Below are 18,000 nucleotides of genomic sequence, written 5' to 3' on the forward strand. Positions count from 1 at the left end.
TGAGAACGATTCGCAACCATACACGGACTGGTAATCGTTCCCGGTACCCTCGCCCGGTGCCACCGACCACGGACCGGACCCTCCTGCGGGTGCACCGCTGCCGCGCGGGCTACCGCGGCACCGCGGTGACCCCCGCGCTCGACCTCGAGATCGCCGCCGGGGAGTGCGTGGCCCTGCTCGGCGTCAACGGCGCGGGCAAGACGACCCTGCTGCGCGCCGTGCTGGGCCTGGCCGACGTCGTGGAGGGCGAGCTGCACGTGCTCGCCGGGCCCGTCGGCTACGTCCCCCAGCGCCACACCGGCGCACCCGGCGTGCCCGCCACCGTGCGCGAGGTGGTCGCCGCCGGCCGGCTGCTGCAGCGCGGGCCGCTGGCGCGCTGGCGCGCCGCCCAGCGCCGCGAGGACCGCCGGGCCGTGGCCGCCGCCCTGCGCGACGTCGGCCTGGGCGAGCTGGCCGAGACCCCCTGGGGGCTGCTCTCCGGCGGCCAGCAGCGCCGCGCGCTGCTGGCCCGCGCCCTGGCCTCCGGGGCCCGGCTGCTGCTGCTGGACGAGCCGACCGCCGGGGTGGACGTCGCCAGCCAGCGCCTGCTGGTCGCGGCCCTGCGCCGGGTGGTCGCGGACGGCGCCGCCGTCCTGGTGGTCACCCACGAGCTGGACGCCGTGGCCGCGGCGCTGACCCGTGCGCTGACCCTGACCCGCGCCGGCCTGGAACCGGCCCCGCTCACCCCGCGCACCAGCTCGACCCTCGCGGACCCGCCGCCCGCCGACCCGCCCACCGCCGCCCCCGCCGCGCAGCCGGTGCTGACCCCCCGCCACGGAGGTGCCGCGTGAGCGAGCTGCTCGCCGTCCTGGACTACGGCTTCATGCGGCGCGCGCTGTTCGCCGCGCTCGTCGTCGGCCTCGCCGCACCGCTGGTCGGCGTCTTCGTCGTGCAGCGCGGGCTGTCCCTCATCGGCGACGGGCTGGGCCACGTGGCCCTGGCGGGGGTGGCGGCGGGCGTGCTCACCGGCACCGCGCCGGTGTGGACGGCGCTGGGCACCGCCGTCGGTGCCGCGCTGCTCATCGAGTTCCTGCGCGACCGCGGGCGCACCGGCGGTGACGCGGCCCTGGCCGTCATCTTCTACGGCGGCATCGCCCTGGGGGTCCTGCTGATGTCGCTGGCGCCGGCCGGTGCCACCACCAACCTGGAGGGCTACCTGTTCGGGGCCATCACCACCACCAGCCCCACCGACGTGCGGGTGTTCGCGGCGCTGGCCGTCGTCCTGCTGGTGGTCACGGTCCTGTGGCGGCCGTGGTTCTTCGCCTTCTCCTTCGACGAGGAGCACTCGCGCGCCTCGGGGCTGCCGACCCGGGCCCTCAGCGCGGCGCTGGCGGTGCTGACCGCGGTGACCGTCGTGCTCTCCATGCGCACGGTCGGCCTGCTGCTGTTCAGCGCCCTGATGGTGCTGCCCGTGGTCGCCGCCCAGCACGTCAGCCGCAGCTTCGCCTCGCTGTGCCGCCTGGCCGGGCTGCTGGGCGCCCTCACCAGCGTCGGCGGCGTCCTGGGCTCGGCGGCCCTGGGGACCCCCTCGGGGGCGACCATCGTGGTGCTGGTCCTGCTCGTGCTCGCGGTGTGCGCCGCGCTGGGCCGGCTCACCCGGCTCACCCGGCTCACCCGGCTCACCCGGCTCACCCGGCTCACCCGGCCCGCGCGGGCGGCCCGGGCCGCCGTCCCCGCCGCCGCGGGCCAGTCCGCGGCCCCGGACGCCGCCGCCCCTACGCGGGGCTGAGGCGCCGGCGCGGCAGCGGGCTGGAGTAGACGACGCTGGTGGTGATGCCGCCCAGCGTCGCCAGCTTGCCGGTGATGCGCTCCAGGTCGCGCATGGAACGGGCCAGGACCTTCAGGACGAAGCAGTCGTCGCCGGTGACGTGGTGGGCCTCGACCACCTCGGGGGTGGTGCCGAGCAGGTCGTGGAACGGCTTGTAGTTGCCCGTGGGGTAGGCCAGGCGCACGAAGGCGGTCACGGCGTAGCCCAGCGCCTCGGGGTCCAGGGTGGCGCTGTAGCCGGTGATGACGCCGGTGTCGGTGAGGCGGCGCAGCCGCTCGGCCGTGGCGCTGGCGGACAGGTTGACCGCGCGGGCCAGGTCGGCGACGCTCATCCGGCCGTCGCGCTGCAGGTGCTCCAGGATGCCGTGGTCGGTCGCGTCCAGGGCCGACCGGGGATTCACCGCCACGAGGGCGAAAGTACCAGCGGATCGACGGCCGGACGGCACACGGACCGTGGGGAGGTCCTGGTGCGCGCGGCCCCGGGCGGGTTCGATCGTGGGCGTGCAGACCTCGATCCCCGCGGTGGACTTCTTCGCCGCCAAGCTGACCCACCAGACCGACCCGGCCGACCTGGCCGCAGCCCGCGCCGGCGGTGCAGCACCGCTGGTGCTCGACGTGCGCTCCGCAGCGGGGTGGGACCAGGGCCGCATCCCCGGTGCGGTGCACCTGCCCGGCGCGCGGGTGCGCGACGGCATCGCGGCGGTGGTGCCCGACCTGGACGCCCCGATCGTCGTCTACTGCTGGGGGCCGGGCTGCAACGGCGCCACCAGGGCCGCCCTCACCCTGGCCTCGATGGGGTACACCCGGGTGCAGGAGCTGATCGGCGGCTTCGAGTACTGGGTGCGCGAGGGGCTGGCGATCACCACCGGCGCCGGACGGTCCCGGCGGGCCCCGGACGACCTCGTCGCCCCGGTCCGGGCGGCGGGAGCGGACGGGGCACCGGCGGGGACGACGGCACCGGTGCCGCGCTGAGGAGCGGTGGAACCGCCGGCGCCGGTCCCCACCGGGCCGCACCCGACCGCACCCGGCCGCACCGGGGGCGGCCCGGTGCGGCCCCGTGCGGGTCTCACCCGGCCAGGACGACGACCTTGCCCGGGACGCGGCCGGCGGCGGCTTCGGCGTGCAGGGCGGGCAGGTCGGCCAGCGGGATGCGGCGGGTGACCTCCACGTGCAGCTGCCCGGCGTCGACCAGGGAGACCAGCTCGGCCAGGCGCTCGCGGTTCGGCCTCACGAAGACGGTGGTCGCGCTGACGCCGCGGGCTTCGTCGCCGGGGGTGGCCATGAAGGCGGTGGTGCTGACGACCTTGCCGCCGTCGCGGACCAGCGCCACCAGCGCGCTGAACCGCTCGGGCTCGATCGGAGCGAGGTTGAGCAGCACGTCGACCTGCTCGGTGACGGCGTGGAGCAGGTCGGTGGTGGTGCGGTCGACGACCTCGTCGGCGCCGGCGGCGCGCACGGCCTCGGCGCTGCGGGGGCTGGCGGTGGCGATGACGTGCACGCTGGCTCGGTGGGCCAGGGCGGTGGCGTACTTGCCGACCACACCCCCGGCGCCGTTGATCAGGACGCGCTGCCCGGCGGTGAGCTCGCCGTCGTCGAACAGGGCCTGCCACGCGGTCAGCGCCACCGAGGGCAGGGCTGCTGCGTCGGCCAGCGGGACGCTGGTGGGGGCCGCCACCAGCGCCTGCGCGGGGGCGAGGACGTGCTCGGCGGCACCGCCGTCGCGCTCCATGGGCAGGAAGCCGATGACGGCGTCTCCGACGGCCAGGTCTTCCACGCCCTCGCCGAGGGCGTCGACCGTTCCGGAGACGTCGTAGCCGGGCACGTGCGGCAGCACGATGGGGATGGGCAGGAAGCCGGCGCGCATGCCGTCGTCGGCGGCGTTGAACGCCGAGGCGGCCACCCGCACGCGCACCTGCCCGGGGCCGGGGACCGGCAGGGCGACCTCCTCCCGGCGCAGGACCTCCGGCCCGCCGGTCTCGTGGAAGCGCACGGCCCGCATGGTCCTCGGGCTCTCCGCGGTCTCCGGGGCGTTCGCGGTTCCCGGGGTGTCCGCGGTGCCGGTGGTGCTCGGGACCTTCGTGGCGCGGGTGGTGTTCACGGTGCTCGTCCTCTCGCTGCTCCGTCGGGCCGCCGCTCGTGAGGCGTCCCGGTGACGCGCTCAACGTCGCAGGTCCCGACGCGGTCAGCCTGGGCCGGCTCGGCCCACCTCCACGACCGCCCGCCGCTCGACCGCGCCGACCACCTCCGCCAGGCGGGCCTCGTCGGCCGAGCCCGGCGCCGCGGTCAGCACCACGGCCGCCAGGTCGTCGCCGGGGATGGCGATGAGGTTGCCCACCAGGGTGACGGAGTCGCCGTCGGACTGGGTGAACGTCGCGCTGCTCTCGTAAGCTCCCACCGGCCGCGGTGCGCGCCACAACGCGTCGAAGCGTCGGCTGGTGCTGCGCAGGTCGTCCACCATCGCGGCGAGGGCGGTGTCGGCGGGGTAGCGCAGCAGGGAGTTCCTCAGCTGGGTCACCAGGACCGCCTCGTGGTCGTCCGCGTCGGCCCCGGACTGCTTGAAGGCCTCGAACGGGTCGCGGAACGCGCGCCAGGCGACGTTCCACTGCCAGCGGTCCCCGGTGAGGTTCCAGTGCTCCAGGGCCAGGAACGCGCTGTTGACCGCCACGACGTTCATCGCCGCGTCGGAGACGACCATCGGGGTGTCGGCGAAGCGCTCCAGCAGCCGCCTCGCGCCCGGGCCGAGGTCGGTGGGCACCTGTCCCTCGGCGGCGGCGTAGCCGGCCAGCGCGCACAGCCGCTCGTAGTCCGCGCGCCCGGCCCGCAGCGCCCGGGCGATGGCGTTGACCACGCCGGCCGAGGGGTGGCTGCGGCCCTGCTCCAGGCGGCGCACGTAGTCCGCGGACATCCCCGCGAGCTCACCGAGCTCCTCGCGCCGCAGCCCGCGCACCCGCCGGCCGCCCGCCGCCAGCCCCACGTACTCCGGGGCCGTGCTCTCGCGCAGGTGGCGCACCGCCGCGCCGAACTCGTGCCGCTCCACGGTCGGAGTGTGCCCGAACGCCCGTGCGCCCGGAAGGCCCGATCACGCCCGGGCGCCGCGCAGCACGACGCGGGCGAGGTCCTCGCGCAGCCCCCGGTGCCCCCACTCCCGCGGGTAGCCGATCGACACCTCCTCGAAGCGCACGCCGTCGTGGGTGGTGGTGCGGGGGACGTGCAGGTGGCCGTAGACGACGAGGGCGGCGCCGAAGCGGGTGTGCCAGTCGGCCGTCCGCTCGGTGCCGCACCACTGCGCGAACTGCGGGTGCCTCAGGACCCGGGTCGGCTCGCGCACCAGCGGCCAGTGGTTGACGAGCACCAGCGGCAGGTCACCGGCCACCGCCGCCAGGCGCTGCTCGCTCGCGCTCACCCGCGCGTGGCACCACGCCTCGCGGGTGGGGTGGGGATCGGGGTGCAGCAGGTGCTCGTCGCTGCACACGACGCCGGCGGCGCGCGCTGCGGCCATGGACTCGGCGGGGGTGGAGGTGCCGGGGGTGAGGAAGGAGTAGTCGTAGAGCGTGAACAGCGGTGCGATGCGCACGCTGCCCCGCGCGCCCGTCCAGACCGGGTAGGGGTCCTCGGGGGTCAGCACGCCCAGCGCGCGGCACACCTCGACGAGGTGCTCGTAGCGCGCGACCCCCCGCAGCGGGTGGCGATCGCGCTTCAGCGTCCACAGCTCGTGGTTGCCGGGGACCCACACGACGCGGGCGAAGCGGCGGCTCAGGAGCGTGAGCGTGCGCTCGACGTCCTCCACCACGTCGCCGACGTCGCCGGCGACGATCAGCCAGTCGCCCTCCGAGCGCGGTCGCAGGCGCTCGACGATCGCGCGGTTCTCCTCGTACGCCACGTGCAGGTCGCTGACGGCCAGCAGGTCGCCGTCCGTGCCGTCGGTAGCCATCGGCGCGACCCTACCGGCGGCGGGTGCTGCCGTCGGCCCGACCGGTCACCGGGGCCGGGGGCGCGAGGACGTGCGCTGCGCGGCCAGGATGCCCAGCAGCGCCAGCCCGTCCGCGCTGGGGGACCCGGCCTCGGCGTGGTAGACGACCAGCTGCTGCCCCGCCGAACCGCGCACGTCGAACGCCTGCACGTGCAGCGTCAGCTCGCCGGCCCGCGGGTGCGCGAAGCGCTTGCGCTCGGCGCTCTTGCCGCGCGCGTCGTGCCGCTCCCACGCCCGGGCGAACTCCGGGTCCTCACTCAGGCGCTCGCGGACCTCGCGGATGCGCGCGTCCCCGGGGTGCGCCCCGTCGGCCAGGCGCAGGGCGGCGACGCTGTCGCGCACCACGACGTCGCGCTCGGGGTACAGCGAGCGCGCCAGCGGGTCGCGCAGGACGAGCTCCACGAGGTTGCGGGTCGTCGGGAAACCCTCGAACAGCTCCTCGGCCAGGGGGTTGGCCGCCAGCACGTCCAGCGCGCGCCCGAGGACCAGTGCGGGGGTCGCCGGCCAGGCCAGCAGCAGCCCGGCCAGCCGCGCACCGACCCGCTCGGGACCGGCGGCGCGCGCGGCGGGGGCCAAGCCCGCCAGCCGGTACAGGTGCTCGGCGCCGTCGCGGGACAGCTGCAGCGCGCAGACCAGCGAGTCGAGCACGGCCGGTGAGGGGTTGCGCTCGCGGCCCTGCTCGAGGCGGACGTAGTACTCCACGCTGATGTCGGCCAGCAGGGCGACCTCGCTGCGGCGCAGGCCCGGCACCCGCCGGCGCGTCCCGGCCGGCAGGCCGGCGCCGGCGGGGGAGAGCTCGGCGCGGCGGGCGCGCAGGTACTCCCCGAGGCCGCTCACGCCGCCACCGTCCTCGATCTCCTCACCCCTGCACCGTAGGGCGCGGTGCGGCGGCGGGGGTGGCCGTGGCGCTACCACCCTCGGCGCGGTCTCCTCCTGCTGCGGGCGCGCGGGCACCGTCGTGGTCATGAGCGAACGCATCGACACCGCCGGGCGCAGGACCGTCCTCGTCACCGGTGCCTCCAGCGGGATCGGCGAGGCCGTCGCCCGCGAGCTGGCCGCCGCCGGGCACCACGTCGTCCTCGCCGCCCGCCGCGAGGACCGGCTGGCGCAGGTCGCCGCCGACATCGCCCGCAGCGGCGGGAGCGCCTCCAGCGCGGCCCTGGACGTCACCGACGCCGACGCCTACCGCCGGGTGGTCGAGGCGGTCGTCGCCGAGCACGGCCGCCTCGACGTCCTCGTCGCCAACTCCGGGGTGATGCTGCTGTCCCCGACGGCCTCCCTGCTGACGCACGAGTGGCGCCGGATGGTCGACGTCAACGTCAACGGAGTCCTGCACGGGATCGCCGCGGCCCTGCCGCACTTCCTGCGGCAGGGCTCGGGCCACTTCGTGACCACGGCGTCCATCGGGGCCCACGAGGTCGTGCCCACCGCCGCGGTGTACTGCGCCACCAAGCACGCGGTCTGGGCGCTGATGGAGGGCGTCCGCCAGGACCTGCCGCCGACGGTGCGGGTGACGACCGTCAGCCCCGGGGTGGTGGAGAGCGAACTGGCCGGGCACATCACCGACCCCGCGGCCAGCGCGGGGATGGTCGAGTACCGCCGCAACGCCATCGCGCCCTCGGCGATCGGGCGGGCGGTCGCCTACGCGGTGGGCGAGCCGGGCGACGTCGACGTCAACGAGGTCGTGGTCCGCCCCGCCGCTCAGCGGCCCTGAACGCCGCCCGCGCCCGAGCACCGGCCCGCCGGCGCCGGCGGCGCGCCCGACCAGCTGGCCAGCAGCGGCAGCACCCGCGCCGTGGGCGAGTCGGGCTCGACGGTGTAGACGACCAGGCGCTGCTCGGGGTCGTGCGGGCCGACGACGGACTCGACGCCGAAGGTGAGCGGGCCGGCCGTCGGGTGCGCGACGTGCTTGGTCACCGACGTGCGGAAGGTGACCCGCTGGTCGTCCCACCACCGCGCGACGTCGGGATCGCCCCGGCGCAGCTCGGCGACCAGGGCGGCCAGGGCCCGGTCGTCGGGGTGGCGCCCCACCTCGTACCGCAGCGCCCCCACCGCGGCCGCGGCGAAGTCGGCCCAGTTCACGATCCGCACCCGGGCGCCGGGGTCCAGGAACAACCAGCGGGCGAAGGAGTCCCCCGGGTCCAGCGCGGCACCCAGCACCGCGCTCAGCAAGCCGTTGCGCGCCAGCACTTCCGAGCGGCGTCCCAGCAGCAGCACCGGCACGTGCTCCAGCGCGCCCGCCAGGCGCAGCATCCCCGGCTCGGGTCGTTGCGGGGCCTCGGGCCCGGGGCGTCGCCGGCGCGAGGCCGGGGCGGCCAGGTCGCGCAGGTGGGCGCGCTCGACGTCGTCCAGCTGCAGCGCCCGGCCGAGCGCTTGGAGCACCTCCTCGGTGACGGTGTGCTGACGGCCCTGCTCCAGGCGGCTGTAGTGGTCCGGGCTCAGGCCCGCCAGCACCGCCAGCTCCTCCTTGCGCAGGCCCGGCACGCGCCGCGGGCCGGGGAAGGCGGCGATGCCGGCCTGCGCGGGGGTGAGGCGGTCTCGGCGCGAGCGCAGGAACGCTCCCAGGGCGGCGCGGTCGGCGGGCACCGGCCCAGCGTAGGAGCGGGCCGCGGTACGGACCTGGTCACGCCGTGACCAGGCAGCGCGCGCCCTGGTGCGCACCCCGCGGCCCGGATCGGATGGGCGCCATGACCACCACCACCAGCAGCACCACCACCAGCAGCAGCACCGGCACCACCACCACCGGCACCACCACCGGCAGCAGCGCCGCCGGGACCCCCGCCGAGGGGACCCGCACCGTCCTGGTCACCGGCTCCACCAGCGGCATCGGCGCGGCCACCACCCGCGCCCTGGCCGCGCAGGGCTGGCACGTCGTCGTCACCGGCCGCGACGCGGTGCGCGGCGAGTCCGTCGTCGCGGACGTCGAGGCCGGTGCCGGTGGCGGTACGGGTACCGGCCGGGCGGTGTTCGTCCCCTCGGACCTGAGCGCCCCGCCGCAGGTGCTGCGCGAGTTCGCCGCCGCCGCCGTCCAGGCCGCCGGCGGCCGGCTGGACGCGCTCGTGCACAACGCGGCCCTGTGCCCGGCGGTGGACACCGTCAGCCTCGCCGACGCCGACCTGGAGGCCGCGCTGGCGGTGAACGTGCGCGCCCCGCACGTGCTGACCGCCGCGCTGGCCCCGGCGATGGCCGAGCGAGGGCACGGCGCGATCGTCGTGCTCGGGTCCTGGATGGCCCACGTCGGGCACCCCTTCGTCGGGCTGTACTCCGCGACCAAGGCCGCCGAGGTCCAGCTCGCGCGCAGCTGGGCCGCGGAGTTCGGCCCGCGCGGGGTGCGCGTGAACACCGTCTCCCCGGGCGCCACCCGCACCCCGGTCAACGCCTCGGCCGGCGACGTGATCGAGGCCATGACCGCCGGCACCCCCGCCGGGCGCCCGGGCACCCCGCAGGAGGTCGCCGAGGTGGTGGCGTGGGTGCTCTCGGAGCGGGCCGGGTACGTGCACGGCGCGGAGATCGCCGTCGACGGGGGCATCACGGCCACGCGCTCCTGAGACCCGCAGCGCGCGAGCGCCCCCGCCGCTCCCTGCCGCCGGCGGTGGGTTCCGCGCCCGGGCGGTTGCGCGACGCCCCCCGGGGCGGCGGGGTCACCCCAGGCGCGCGAGCGCGGTGACGAGCCGTTCGTCCAGCCCCTGCGGCCAGGGGAACAGCGAGGCGGTCCGGCGCAGCCCGGCCAGGCCGTGCAGCGCCACCCACAGGGCGGTGGTGTCGGCGAAGACGTCCGAGCTGCTCGAGGCCCCGGAGTCCACGCACTCCTGCAGGGCATCGGTCAGCACGGCGAAGGTGGCGAGCCCGATGCGCGAGCGCTCGGCCAGCTCGTCCTCGTCGTCGGTGGCCGCGGCGTTCCAGGCGCCGCCGAACATCAGGCGGTAGCGCTGGGGGAAGGCCTCGGCGAAGTCCAGGTAGCCGCGGCAGACGCCGAACAGCCGCTGCACCGCGTCCTCGCCGCGCGCGCCGTCCCGCAACGCTGCCGTCAGCTCGTCGAAGGCCTCGTCCACGACGGCCCGCAGGATCGCGTCGACGTCGGGGAAGTGGCGGTAGATGGAGGGCGCCGCGATGCCGGCGGTGCGGGCGATCGCGCGCAGCGTGACCGCCTCGGCCGGTCCGGCCTGCAGCAGGGTTGTGGCCGCGGCCACGATCTCCTCGCGCAGCCGGGCGCCCTCGCCGCGGGCGTTGCGCACCCGTGGCGCCGTCGACGACCGCTCGGTCCGCTGTGCGCTCACATCCGTCACTTTACACCTGTTCACTGAGGCCTTAGGCTTACGGCTGTAAGCATTCAGTCGTGAGCCCAGGAGGCCCGTCATGACCACCACCCCCGCACCCGTCCCGGACGCCGCCGCGAACGCCCCGGCGAGCACCCGCACCGGCACCCCGGCGGTGCCCCCCACCCGCACCGAGGTCGTGCTGCCCGGCCTCGTCGAACCCCGCGGCCTCGTGGTGCGCTCGGTGGCCCAGCAGGCGCCCGGCCCCGGACGGGTCCTGGTGCGCGTGCAGGCCACGGGCGTCAGCTTCGCCGAGCAGCAGATGCGCCGCGGCAAGTACTACGACCAGCCGGCCTTCCCCTTCGTGCCCGGCTACGACCTCGTCGGCACCGTCGTGGCCACCGGCCCGGGGGCGCCCGCCGAACTGCTCGGCCGGCGCGCCGCGGCGGTCGTCAAGACCGGCGCCTGGGCCAGCCACGTGGAGGTCGCGGCCGCGGACCTGCTGCCCGTCCCCGACGGCCTCGATCCCGCCGACGTCGAGACGCTCCTGGTCAACGGCATCACCGCGTGGCAGATGCTCCACGAGGTGGCCGGGGTCCGCCCCGGCGGCACCGTCGTGGTCCTGGGGGCCAACGGCGGGGTCGGTTCCACGCTGGTGCAGCTGGCCCGGCACGCCGGCATCCGCACCATCGGCACCGCCGCCCGGCGCCACCACCCGCTGCTGCGCCGGCTCGGCGCCGAAGCCGTGGACGCGCACGACCCCGCCCTGCACGCGCGCCTGCGCGAGCTCGCCCCCGAGGGCGTCGACGCCGTCTTCGACCACGTGGGCGGCCCCGGCATCCGCGACTCCCGGCGGCTCGTGCGGCGCGGCGGCGTGCTCGTCTCCTACGGCACGGCCGCGACCAGGGACGAGCAGGGGAACTCCCGGCTGCCGGTCCTGAAGCTGTTCGCGCGCCTGGCCCTGTGGAGCGCCCTGCCCGACGGCCGCCGCGCCACCTTCTACAACTTCTGGAGCGGCAGCCGCCGGCCCCGGCGGTTCCACGCCCGCCAGCAGCACGCCTTCGCCCGCGTCACCGCGCTGCTCGGCGAGGGCGTCCTCCAGCCGCAGGTCGCCGCCCGCCTGCCGCTGCAGCGGGCCGCCGAGGCCCTCGAGCTCGCCGAGAGCCGCACCGTCGCGGGCAAGGTCGTCCTCCTGCCGCGGTGACCCCGCCGCAACCGGCGGCCGCGCGCACCACCCGGAACCCCCACGCCACGGAACCCCCACGCCCCGGAACCCCCACGCCCCGGAACCCGCACGACACCGGAACCCGCACGACCCCGGAACCCCCACGACCCCGGAACCCCCACGACCCCGAGAGGAACCCCACCGTGAGCACCACGACGACCGCACCGACCGCACCGACCGCACCGACCGCGAGCACGGCCCCGGCCCCGGCGCTCGACAACCGCCTCGGGTACCTGGGTTTCGCCGCCGCGTACGCCCTGGGCCACGGCGCCGCCGCCCTGGGCGCCGGGCCCGGCGCACCGCTGGACCTGCCCGCGAACCTGCCCCCGGTGCTCCTCGCCGCCGGGCTGGCCGTGGGGACGGTCGCGAGCACCGTGACCGCCGTGCGCGCGCAGCGCGGCGCGCCCGCCGAGCAGGCCCGTGCGGACAGGCTGCTCAGCCTCACCTGGCCGGCGGGTTTCGCCGGCCTGTTCCTGCTGATCGGCGCCGTCACCCGCAGCACCGCCGACCCCGACGTCCAGCCGCTGCTGTGGGCGGCCGGGTCCGCGCTGGTCGTGGGGCTGATCTACCTCGCCGAGGGGGCCCTGCGCCGCGACACCGTGCACCACCGCCTCGGCGCGGTCCTCGCCCTGCTCGCCGGCGCCGGCCTGCTGCTGCCGCTGGACGGTGCCCGGACCCTGCTGGCCACGGCCGGTGCGGGCTCGTACCTGCTGGCCGCCGCGCTCGTGCACGCGCGCCTGCGCCGGGGTGCCCCGCGCTGACGGGCCCCGGCGCTGACGGGTGGAGCGCCGAGCCCGCGGTGCGGTGGGGAACCTGCCGTCGTCGGCGCACCGTTCACGTGACCGGCACAGGTGCCCGACCCGCCGCGTCGCTCAGCAGCAGGACCGCGGCACCGATGCCGCTGAGGGTGCGCACGTGGTTCCAGCGCGACCACGCGACGGCGAAGTCCTCGAACGCCACCTGCCGGCGGTCCAGGCGCTCGTTCAGCGGCACGTTCGCGGCCAGGGTGACCCCCACCACGCCCACCAGGTAGCAGGCGCACCCGGCGAGCAGCCGGGCATCGCCCCGGCGCGCGCCCGCCACCCCCAGCACCGCGCACGCGGCCGCGGTCCCGAACAGCGCGAACATGAACGCCGGGCGCACCGCGGCGGCGTTGATCGAGCGCACCGCCCGCCCCGCCTCGGCCTCGGGCAGGCGCCTCAACGCCGGCACCACGAAGGTGGAGAAGGCGAAGAACACCCCGCCGACCACGGCGCAGCCGGTGCCGGCCACCAGGTGCAGGGCGTGCATCAACCCCACGCCCCGCTGGCCGCGGTCCGGGCGGCGTAGTCGGTGAAGGAGCGCGGCCGGCGCCCCAGCGCCTGCTGCACACCGCTGCTCAGGCGCTGCCCGCGACCGTCGAGCACCTCGGTGAACAGGTGGGTCAGCAGGTCCACCACCTCGGCGGGCACGCCCTGCGCGGCCAGCTCCCGCCGGTAGCCGGCGATCGGGACCTGCTCGTAGCGCACGGTGCGGCCCAGCGCGGCGGAGACGACGGCCAGCGCCTCGGGGAAGGTCAGCAGCTGCGCACCGCTGACCTCGTACGTCGCCCCCGCGTGGCGCGCCGGGTCCAGCAGCGCCGCGGCGGCGACGTCGGCGACGTCCTCGGCGTCGACGAAGGGCTCGGCCACCGGCCCCACCGGCAGGCGCACCAGGCCGGCGCGCACGGGCTCGCGCAGGAACTTCTCGTCGAAGTCCTGCATGAAGAAGCTGGCCCGCACGACCACCGCCTGCGCCGCGACGTCGCGCACCTGCGCCTCGGCGCGCTGGGCCTCCTCCTCGCCGCGCCCGGACAGCAGCACCAGGTGCTGCACCCCGTGCCGCACGGCGGCGCGGGCCAGGGCGGTGACCACCTCGGGGGCACCCGGGGCGGCCAGGTCGGGGGAGTACGCCAGGTACAGCGCCCCGGCACCGTCCAGCGACGGGTCCCACGTGCCCGGCTCCTCCCACCGGAAGGGCGGGTGCGCGGCCCGCGAGGCCACCCGCACCTCCCGCCCGGCCCGCTGCAGGCGCTGGGCCACCCGCCGCCCGGTGGTGCCGGTGCCGCCGAGCACCAGCACCGGCCGCGCACCGGCGCCGGTCGCGGTACCGGTCGTGGTGCCGGCCGTGGTGCCGGCCGGCGTCCTCGCGGGGGTTGCCGCCGGTGTGGTCGTCGGTGTGGTCGTCGGGGTGGTCGCGGGGGTTCTCGTCGTCATGGCTGCAGCCAAGCGCGCGCGGCGGGCGCGCGACATCGTCCAGGCGCGCGAGGGGATGCGCCGGCGTCTCGACCCGCCCCGGGAACCGCTGCCGGGGCCGTGCTGCGCGGACCTAGGGTGGCTGCTCGTGGACCCCCTCGCGGACCTGCTGGCCGGTCCCCGGGCCCGCGGTGCGTTCGTGCTGCGCTGCGAGCTGACCGCGCCGTGGTCGCTGCGGGTGCACGACGGTGCGCCGTTGACGGTCGTGGCGGTGGTGAGCGGTTCCGCCTGGGTCGTGCCCGAGGGGGCGGCGGCGCAGGTGATCGGCCCCGGGGACGTGGCGGTGCTGCGGGGACCGGAGCCCTACGTGGTGGCCGACGGACCCGCCACGCCCGTGCAGGCGCTGATCGGCCCGGGCCAGCGCTGCACGACCGTGGAGGGGGTCCGGGTCCCCCTGGGCTGGCGGGGCACCCGGGTGTGGGGCAACAGCGGCGGCGACAGCGGTGGTGGCGGTGCTGGCGGCACCCGGGTGCTGACGGGGACCTACGCCCGGCACGGGGCGCTCGGCCGTCGCCTGCTGCAGGCGCTGGCGCCCTTGACCGTCGTGCGCGGCGGTGGCGCCACCGGTGCGGTCCCGGCGGTCTCGGCCCTGCTGGCGCGGGAGGTCGCCCACGCGGCCGCCGGCCAGGAGGCGGTGCTGGACCGGTTGCTGGACCTGCTGCTGGTGGCCGCGCTGCGGACCTGGTTCGACTCCGGCGACGGTGCGGCGCCGGGGTGGTACACCGCCGCGGCCGACCCCGTGGTCGGTCCCGCGCTGCACCTGCTGCAGGAGCGCCCGCAGCGGGCCTGGACCGTCGAGGCGCTGGCGCAGGAGGTGGCCAGCAGCCGTGCCACGCTCGCCCGGCGCTTCACCCGCCTGGTGGGTGAGCCGCCGATGGCCTACCTGACGACCTGGCGGTTGGACCTGGCCGCGGACCTGCTGCTGGAGCCGGGCGCGACCCTGGGCGCCGTGGCCCGCCGCGTCGGCTACGGGTCCCCCTACGCCCTCAGCGCGGCGTTCTCCCGCCGGTTCGGCGTCAGCCCCAGCGAGCACCGGGCCGCTCGTGGACACCAACCCTGACGTAACGTTAGAGTCAGGGCCGTCAGCCGTCCCGCCCCCCGACGCGCCGCGAGCCGGCGCGCGGCGGGCCGGACGCGACCCCCCGACGACCGGCGCAGCGCCGCGCCCTGGTGGACACCACCGGCACCCCACCCACCAGGGACGCGCTGCGGCGCGCCCCGCGAGCACGATCGGACACGCTCCTTGACCGGTTCTGGACGGGCGACCGCCCCCCTGCCCGCACCGCGCGGACCCGCACCGCGTGGGCCCGCGGCCTCCCCGCGCCGGCCCGCCTGGGCCTCCCCGCGCCTGCTGCGCACCGAGGTGCTGGCCGGCCTGGTGGTGGCCCTGGCGCTGATCCCCGAGGCGATCTCCTTCTCCGTCATCGCCGGGGTCGACCCGCGGGTGGGGCTGTTCGCCTCCTTCACCATGGCCGTCTCCACCGCCCTCCTCGGCGGGCGCCCGGCGATGGTCTCCGCGGCCACCGGGGCGATCGCGCTGGTCATCGCCCCCGTGGCGCGCGAGCACGGCCTGGACCACCTCATCGCCACCGTGGTCCTCGGCGGCCTGTTCCAGGTGGTGCTGGGGCTGCTGGGCGTGGCGCGGCTGATGCGCTTCGTGCCGCGCAGCGTGGTGGTCGGCTTCGTCAACGCCCTGGCGATCCTGATCCTCACCGCGCAGCTGCCGCACCTGCGCGGGGTGCCGTGGGCGGTCTACCCGCTGGTCGTGGTCGGCATCGCCGTCATGGTGCTCCTGCCCAGGGTGAGCACCGCGGTGCCCGCCCCGCTGGTGGCCATCGTCGTGATCACCGTGGCGGTGGTGGCCGGCGGGCTGGCGGTGCCGGACGTGGGCGAGCAGGGCGCGCTGCCGCGGACCCTGCCCGCCCCGCTGTTCCCGGACGTCCCCCTGACGCTGGAGACGCTGCGGACCATCGCCCCCTACGCCTTCGCGATGGCGCTGGTGGGGCTGATGGAGTCGCTGATGACCGCCAAGCTCGTCGACGACGTCACCGGCACGCCCTCGTCCAAGACCCGCGAGGCCTGGGGGCAGGGCGTGGCCAACGTCATCACCGGGTTCTTCGGCGGCATGGGCGGCTGCGCCATGATCGGCCAGACGATGATCAACGTGAAGGTCTCCGGGGCGCGCACGAGGCTGTCGACGTTCCTGGCCGGGGTGTTCCTGCTGGTCCTGGTCGTCGGCCTGGGCGAGGTGGTGGCGCTCATCCCGATGGCCGCGCTGGTCGCCGTGATGGTCGTGGTGGCGGTGGGCACCTTCGACTGGCACTCCGTGCGCCCGGCCACCCTGCGACGCATGCCCGGCTCCGAGACCGCGGTGATGGTGACCACCGTCGCTGTGGTGGTGGCCACCCACAACCTGGCCGTCGGCGTGGTCGTCGGGGTCCTGCTCGCGGCCCTGCTCTTCGCCCGGCGCGTGGCGCACCTGGTGCAGGTGACCAGCGTGCTCAGCGAGAACGGCCTGGTGCGCCGCTACGAGGTGAGCGGCGCGCTGTTCTTCGCCTCCTCCAACGACCTGGTCGCTCAGTTCGACGACGCGAACGACCCCGACGACGTGATCGTGGACCTGTCCGGGGCGCACGTGTGGGACGCCTCCACCGTCGCCGCCCTGGACGCGGTCGAGACCAGGTACGCCGCGCGCGGCAAGCGGGTGGCCATCCACGGCCTGAACCGGGCCAGCGCCGCCGTGCACGAGCGCCTGTCCGGGCACCTGGGCACCGGGCACTGACCCGCCCCGCAGCGCCGCGGGCGCTCGCGCTCCGCTGCGCCGCAGGCGATCGGCTCAGCTGCTGCACGACGCCCTCCGTCGCCTCCGCCAGCAGGGCGCTGACGACGTCCAGTTCGGCGTCGGTGGTGCGCTCCAGCACGGCGGCGTGGCCGAGCGCGATCAGGCGGTCTCGCACGTGGGGGTCTGCGGGCGTGCCGTGGGCCAGGACCGGCGCAGAGCGCCGGCGCGGCGTCAGGCCGGCCCGTCCCACCGCCGGCCCGGTCCGACGAGCCCGGACTCGTACGCCGCGATGACCGCCTGCACCCGGTCGCGCAGCCCCAGCTTGGCCAGGACGTTCCCCACGTGGGTCTTGACCGTGGTCAGCGACAGGACGAGGCGTTCGGCGATCTCGGCGTTGGAGGACCCCTCGGCGATGCACCGCAGGACGTCCAGCTCGCGCGGCGTCAGGGACCGCAACCGGGGGTCCAGCCCGCCGTCGCGCGCTCCCTCCGCGGTGGTGGGGAAGTGCGGGGCGAACAGGTCGAGCATGCGCCGCACGACGCGCGGCGCCACGACGGAACTGCCCGAGGCGACGATCCGGATCGCGTCGACGAGCTCGGCGGGTTGCGCGCTCTTGACGAGGAAGCCGCTGGCCCCCGACCGCAGCGCGGCGAAGGCGTACTCGTCGACGTCGAACGTGGTCAGCACCAGCACCCGCGAGGACGGGTGCTCCGCCGCGATGCGCCGGGTGGCCTCGATGCCGTCCACCCCGGGCATCCGGACGTCCATGAGCACGACGTCCGGGGCCAGCGCGCGGACCTGCTCCAGCGCGACGGCGCCGTCGGACGCCTCACCGACCACCTCCAGGTCGGGCTCGGACTCGATGACCAGCCGGAACCCCATGCGCAGCAGGGCCTGGTCGTCCACGAGCAGCACGCTCGTCACGCGCGGTCCCCCTCGTCCGCTCCGCCGGTCGGCAGCACGACGCGGACCCGCCAGCCGCCCGCGTCGCCGGGGCCGGCCTGGACGTGGCCGCCGAGGAGCGCGGCGCGCTCGCGCATGCCGATGAGACCGCGGTGGGTCCCGCTGTCGTCCCCCGCGCGGGTGCCGCCGGCGTCGAGGATCTCGACCTCGACGGTGGTGCCGGTGCGCCGCAGCGCCACGGCGGCGGAGGGGGTTCCCGGCGCGTGCCGCAGCACGTTGGTCAGCGCCTCGGTGACGATGCGCACGACGGCCAGGCGCAGCGCGGTCCCGGCCGGCAACGGGGTCTCCAGACCGCTGGTCGTCACGGGCAGGCCCGCGGCGCGGAACCGCTCGACGACCGTGTCGAGGTCCGTCTCCGTCGGCGAGGTCGGCGGGGCCGGCGGGGTCGGCGGGGTCGGCCAGGTCGGTGCGCCGTGCTCGAGCGCACCACCGGCGTCGTCCGGTCCCAGCGAACCCAGCACGCTGCGCATGTCCCCCAGGGCCTCCCGACCCGTCCTCGACAGCTCGGCCAGCGCCCGGCGCGAAGCCTCCGGGGCGCGGTCCAGGGCTGAGGCCGCACCGTCGGAGAGGGCCACCATCACCGAGACGCTGTGGGCGACGATGTCGTGCACCTCGCGCGCGATCCGGGGGGGGGGGGGGGGGGGGGGGGGGGGGGGGGGGGGGGGGGGGTGGGGGGGGGGCGCGGGGGGGGGGGGGGCGTCGTCTTGGGCGTGGAGGTGGAGGGG

General features: G+C 76.8%; 20 protein-coding genes. 9 read left to right on the plus strand and 11 right to left on the minus strand.

Features of this window, described 5'->3' with window-relative positions:
* Positions 1-56 precede the first annotated feature (56 nt).
* Entirely contained in the window at positions 57-830 is a 774-nt protein-coding gene (locus ACRYR7_RS05080) for a metal ABC transporter ATP-binding protein (RefSeq protein WP_432570982.1), read from the plus strand.
* A complete protein-coding gene (locus ACRYR7_RS05085; protein ID WP_432570983.1) occupies positions 827-1,768 on the plus strand; it encodes a metal ABC transporter permease in 942 nt (313 codons plus the stop codon). The genes ACRYR7_RS05080 and ACRYR7_RS05085 overlap by 4 nt, the downstream gene beginning before the upstream one ends.
* Here the strand turns inward: ACRYR7_RS05085 and ACRYR7_RS05090 are convergent.
* Positions 1,755-2,213, minus strand: coding sequence for an Lrp/AsnC family transcriptional regulator (locus ACRYR7_RS05090; protein WP_432570984.1), 459 nt, complete (start codon positions 2,211-2,213; stop codon positions 1,755-1,757). The two genes, ACRYR7_RS05085 and ACRYR7_RS05090, sit on opposite strands and share 14 nt — an antisense overlap.
* A 94-nt stretch (positions 2,214-2,307) precedes the next feature.
* Here ACRYR7_RS05090 and ACRYR7_RS05095 point away from each other — a divergent pair, with 94 nt between their 5' ends.
* A complete protein-coding gene (locus tag ACRYR7_RS05095) occupies positions 2,308-2,778 on the plus strand; it encodes a rhodanese-like domain-containing protein (protein ID WP_432570985.1) in 471 nt (156 codons plus the stop codon).
* A 94-nt stretch (positions 2,779-2,872) separates the two neighbouring features.
* On the opposite strand, the gene ACRYR7_RS05100 is transcribed toward ACRYR7_RS05095, so the two are convergent.
* The 4 genes from ACRYR7_RS05100 to ACRYR7_RS05115 all read right to left on the minus strand — a co-directional run bounded on the left by ACRYR7_RS05100 (position 2,873) and on the right by ACRYR7_RS05115 (position 6,613).
* Positions 2,873-3,805: an NADP-dependent oxidoreductase gene (locus tag ACRYR7_RS05100; protein ID WP_432571001.1), complete on the minus strand. Its 933-nt coding sequence runs from the start codon at positions 3,803-3,805 to the stop codon at positions 2,873-2,875.
* A gap of 183 nt (positions 3,806-3,988) precedes the next feature.
* On the minus strand, positions 3,989-4,843 hold the full coding sequence (locus tag ACRYR7_RS05105; RefSeq protein ID WP_432570986.1) for an MmyB family transcriptional regulator: 855 nt from the start codon (positions 4,841-4,843) through the stop codon (positions 3,989-3,991).
* A 42-nt stretch (positions 4,844-4,885) separates the two neighbouring features.
* Positions 4,886-5,737: a metallophosphoesterase family protein gene (locus tag ACRYR7_RS05110; protein ID WP_432570987.1), complete on the minus strand. Its 852-nt coding sequence runs from the start codon at positions 5,735-5,737 to the stop codon at positions 4,886-4,888.
* A 45-nt stretch (positions 5,738-5,782) separates the two neighbouring features.
* Positions 5,783-6,613, minus strand: coding sequence for a helix-turn-helix domain-containing protein (locus ACRYR7_RS05115; protein WP_432570988.1), 831 nt, complete (start codon positions 6,611-6,613; stop codon positions 5,783-5,785).
* Positions 6,614-6,740: 127 nt separating this feature from the next.
* Here ACRYR7_RS05115 and ACRYR7_RS05120 point away from each other — a divergent pair, with 127 nt between their 5' ends.
* The gene (locus ACRYR7_RS05120) at positions 6,741-7,490 is read left to right on the plus strand and encodes an SDR family oxidoreductase (protein ID WP_432570989.1); all 750 of its coding nucleotides are present in this window, start codon (positions 6,741-6,743) and stop codon (positions 7,488-7,490) included.
* Here the strand turns inward: ACRYR7_RS05120 and ACRYR7_RS05125 are convergent.
* Complete coding sequence (locus ACRYR7_RS05125; RefSeq protein WP_432570990.1) at positions 7,478-8,362, minus strand: helix-turn-helix transcriptional regulator; 885 nt, start codon at positions 8,360-8,362, stop codon at positions 7,478-7,480. The two genes, ACRYR7_RS05120 and ACRYR7_RS05125, sit on opposite strands and share 13 nt — an antisense overlap.
* 101 nt (positions 8,363-8,463) lie before the next feature.
* Here ACRYR7_RS05125 and ACRYR7_RS05130 point away from each other — a divergent pair, with 101 nt between their 5' ends.
* On the plus strand, positions 8,464-9,324 hold the full coding sequence (locus ACRYR7_RS05130) for an SDR family NAD(P)-dependent oxidoreductase (protein WP_432570991.1): 861 nt from the start codon (positions 8,464-8,466) through the stop codon (positions 9,322-9,324).
* Between the two features lie 93 nt (positions 9,325-9,417).
* Here the strand turns inward: ACRYR7_RS05130 and ACRYR7_RS05135 are convergent, their stop codons facing one another.
* Positions 9,418-10,053 (minus strand): TetR/AcrR family transcriptional regulator, encoded by a 636-nt coding sequence (locus ACRYR7_RS05135; RefSeq protein WP_432570992.1) that lies wholly within the window; start codon positions 10,051-10,053, stop codon positions 9,418-9,420.
* A gap of 79 nt (positions 10,054-10,132) precedes the next feature.
* Between ACRYR7_RS05135 and ACRYR7_RS05140 the strand changes: the two genes are divergently transcribed.
* Together ACRYR7_RS05140 and ACRYR7_RS05145 are read left to right on the plus strand one after the other, a co-directional pair.
* Positions 10,133-11,236: a medium chain dehydrogenase/reductase family protein gene (locus ACRYR7_RS05140; protein WP_432570993.1), complete on the plus strand. Its 1,104-nt coding sequence runs from the start codon at positions 10,133-10,135 to the stop codon at positions 11,234-11,236.
* A gap of 164 nt (positions 11,237-11,400) precedes the next feature.
* The gene (locus ACRYR7_RS05145) at positions 11,401-12,018 is read left to right on the plus strand and encodes an ABC transporter permease (RefSeq protein WP_432570994.1); all 618 of its coding nucleotides are present in this window, start codon (positions 11,401-11,403) and stop codon (positions 12,016-12,018) included.
* 73 nt (positions 12,019-12,091) lie between these two features.
* Here the strand turns inward: ACRYR7_RS05145 and ACRYR7_RS05150 are convergent, their stop codons facing one another.
* Both ACRYR7_RS05150 and ACRYR7_RS05155 read right to left on the minus strand, forming a co-directional pair.
* Positions 12,092-12,547 carry an anthrone oxygenase family protein gene (locus ACRYR7_RS05150; RefSeq protein WP_432570995.1) on the minus strand — a complete coding sequence of 152 codons (456 nt, stop codon included), beginning with the start codon at positions 12,545-12,547 and terminating at the stop codon, positions 12,092-12,094.
* Positions 12,547-13,491: an NmrA family NAD(P)-binding protein gene (locus tag ACRYR7_RS05155; protein ID WP_432570996.1), complete on the minus strand. Its 945-nt coding sequence runs from the start codon at positions 13,489-13,491 to the stop codon at positions 12,547-12,549. Before ACRYR7_RS05155 ends, ACRYR7_RS05150 begins: the two co-directional genes overlap by 1 nt.
* A gap of 127 nt (positions 13,492-13,618) precedes the next feature.
* Between ACRYR7_RS05155 and ACRYR7_RS05160 the strand changes: the two genes are divergently transcribed.
* Both ACRYR7_RS05160 and ACRYR7_RS05165 read left to right on the plus strand, forming a co-directional pair.
* Positions 13,619-14,590 (plus strand): AraC family transcriptional regulator, encoded by a 972-nt coding sequence (locus ACRYR7_RS05160; RefSeq protein WP_432570997.1) that lies wholly within the window; start codon positions 13,619-13,621, stop codon positions 14,588-14,590.
* Positions 14,591-14,803: 213 nt separating this feature from the next.
* A complete protein-coding gene (locus tag ACRYR7_RS05165) occupies positions 14,804-16,312 on the plus strand; it encodes a SulP family inorganic anion transporter (RefSeq protein ID WP_432571002.1) in 1,509 nt (502 codons plus the stop codon).
* 231 nt (positions 16,313-16,543) lie between these two features.
* On the opposite strand, the gene ACRYR7_RS05170 is transcribed toward ACRYR7_RS05165, so the two are convergent.
* Positions 16,544-17,236 carry a response regulator transcription factor gene (locus ACRYR7_RS05170; RefSeq protein ID WP_432570998.1) on the minus strand — a complete coding sequence of 231 codons (693 nt, stop codon included), beginning with the start codon at positions 17,234-17,236 and terminating at the stop codon, positions 16,544-16,546.
* On the minus strand, positions 17,233-17,898 hold the full coding sequence (locus ACRYR7_RS05175) for a sensor histidine kinase (protein ID WP_432571003.1): 666 nt from the start codon (positions 17,896-17,898) through the stop codon (positions 17,233-17,235). The genes ACRYR7_RS05170 and ACRYR7_RS05175 overlap by 4 nt, the downstream gene beginning before the upstream one ends.
* Positions 17,899-18,000 lie beyond the last annotated feature (102 nt).

Source organism: Kineococcus gurbantunggutensis (assembly GCF_050871925.1).
GTDB lineage: Bacteria > Actinomycetota > Actinomycetes > Actinomycetales > Kineococcaceae > Kineococcus.

Coding starts and splice junctions, on each gene's coding strand:
- ACRYR7_RS05100 (WP_432571001.1), bottom strand. CDS start 3,805: ATGCGGGCCGTGCGCTTCCACGAGACCGGCGGGCCGGAGGTCCTGCGC.
- ACRYR7_RS05110 (WP_432570987.1), bottom strand. CDS start 5,737: ATGGCTACCGACGGCACGGACGGCGACCTGCTGGCCGTCAGCGACCTG.
- ACRYR7_RS05120 (WP_432570989.1), top strand. CDS start 6,741: ATGAGCGAACGCATCGACACCGCCGGGCGCAGGACCGTCCTCGTCACC.
- ACRYR7_RS05130 (WP_432570991.1), top strand. CDS start 8,464: ATGACCACCACCACCAGCAGCACCACCACCAGCAGCAGCACCGGCACC.
- ACRYR7_RS05140 (WP_432570993.1), top strand. CDS start 10,133: ATGACCACCACCCCCGCACCCGTCCCGGACGCCGCCGCGAACGCCCCG.
- ACRYR7_RS05150 (WP_432570995.1), bottom strand. CDS start 12,547: ATGCACGCCCTGCACCTGGTGGCCGGCACCGGCTGCGCCGTGGTCGGC.
- ACRYR7_RS05155 (WP_432570996.1), bottom strand. CDS start 13,491: ATGACGACGAGAACCCCCGCGACCACCCCGACGACCACACCGACGACC.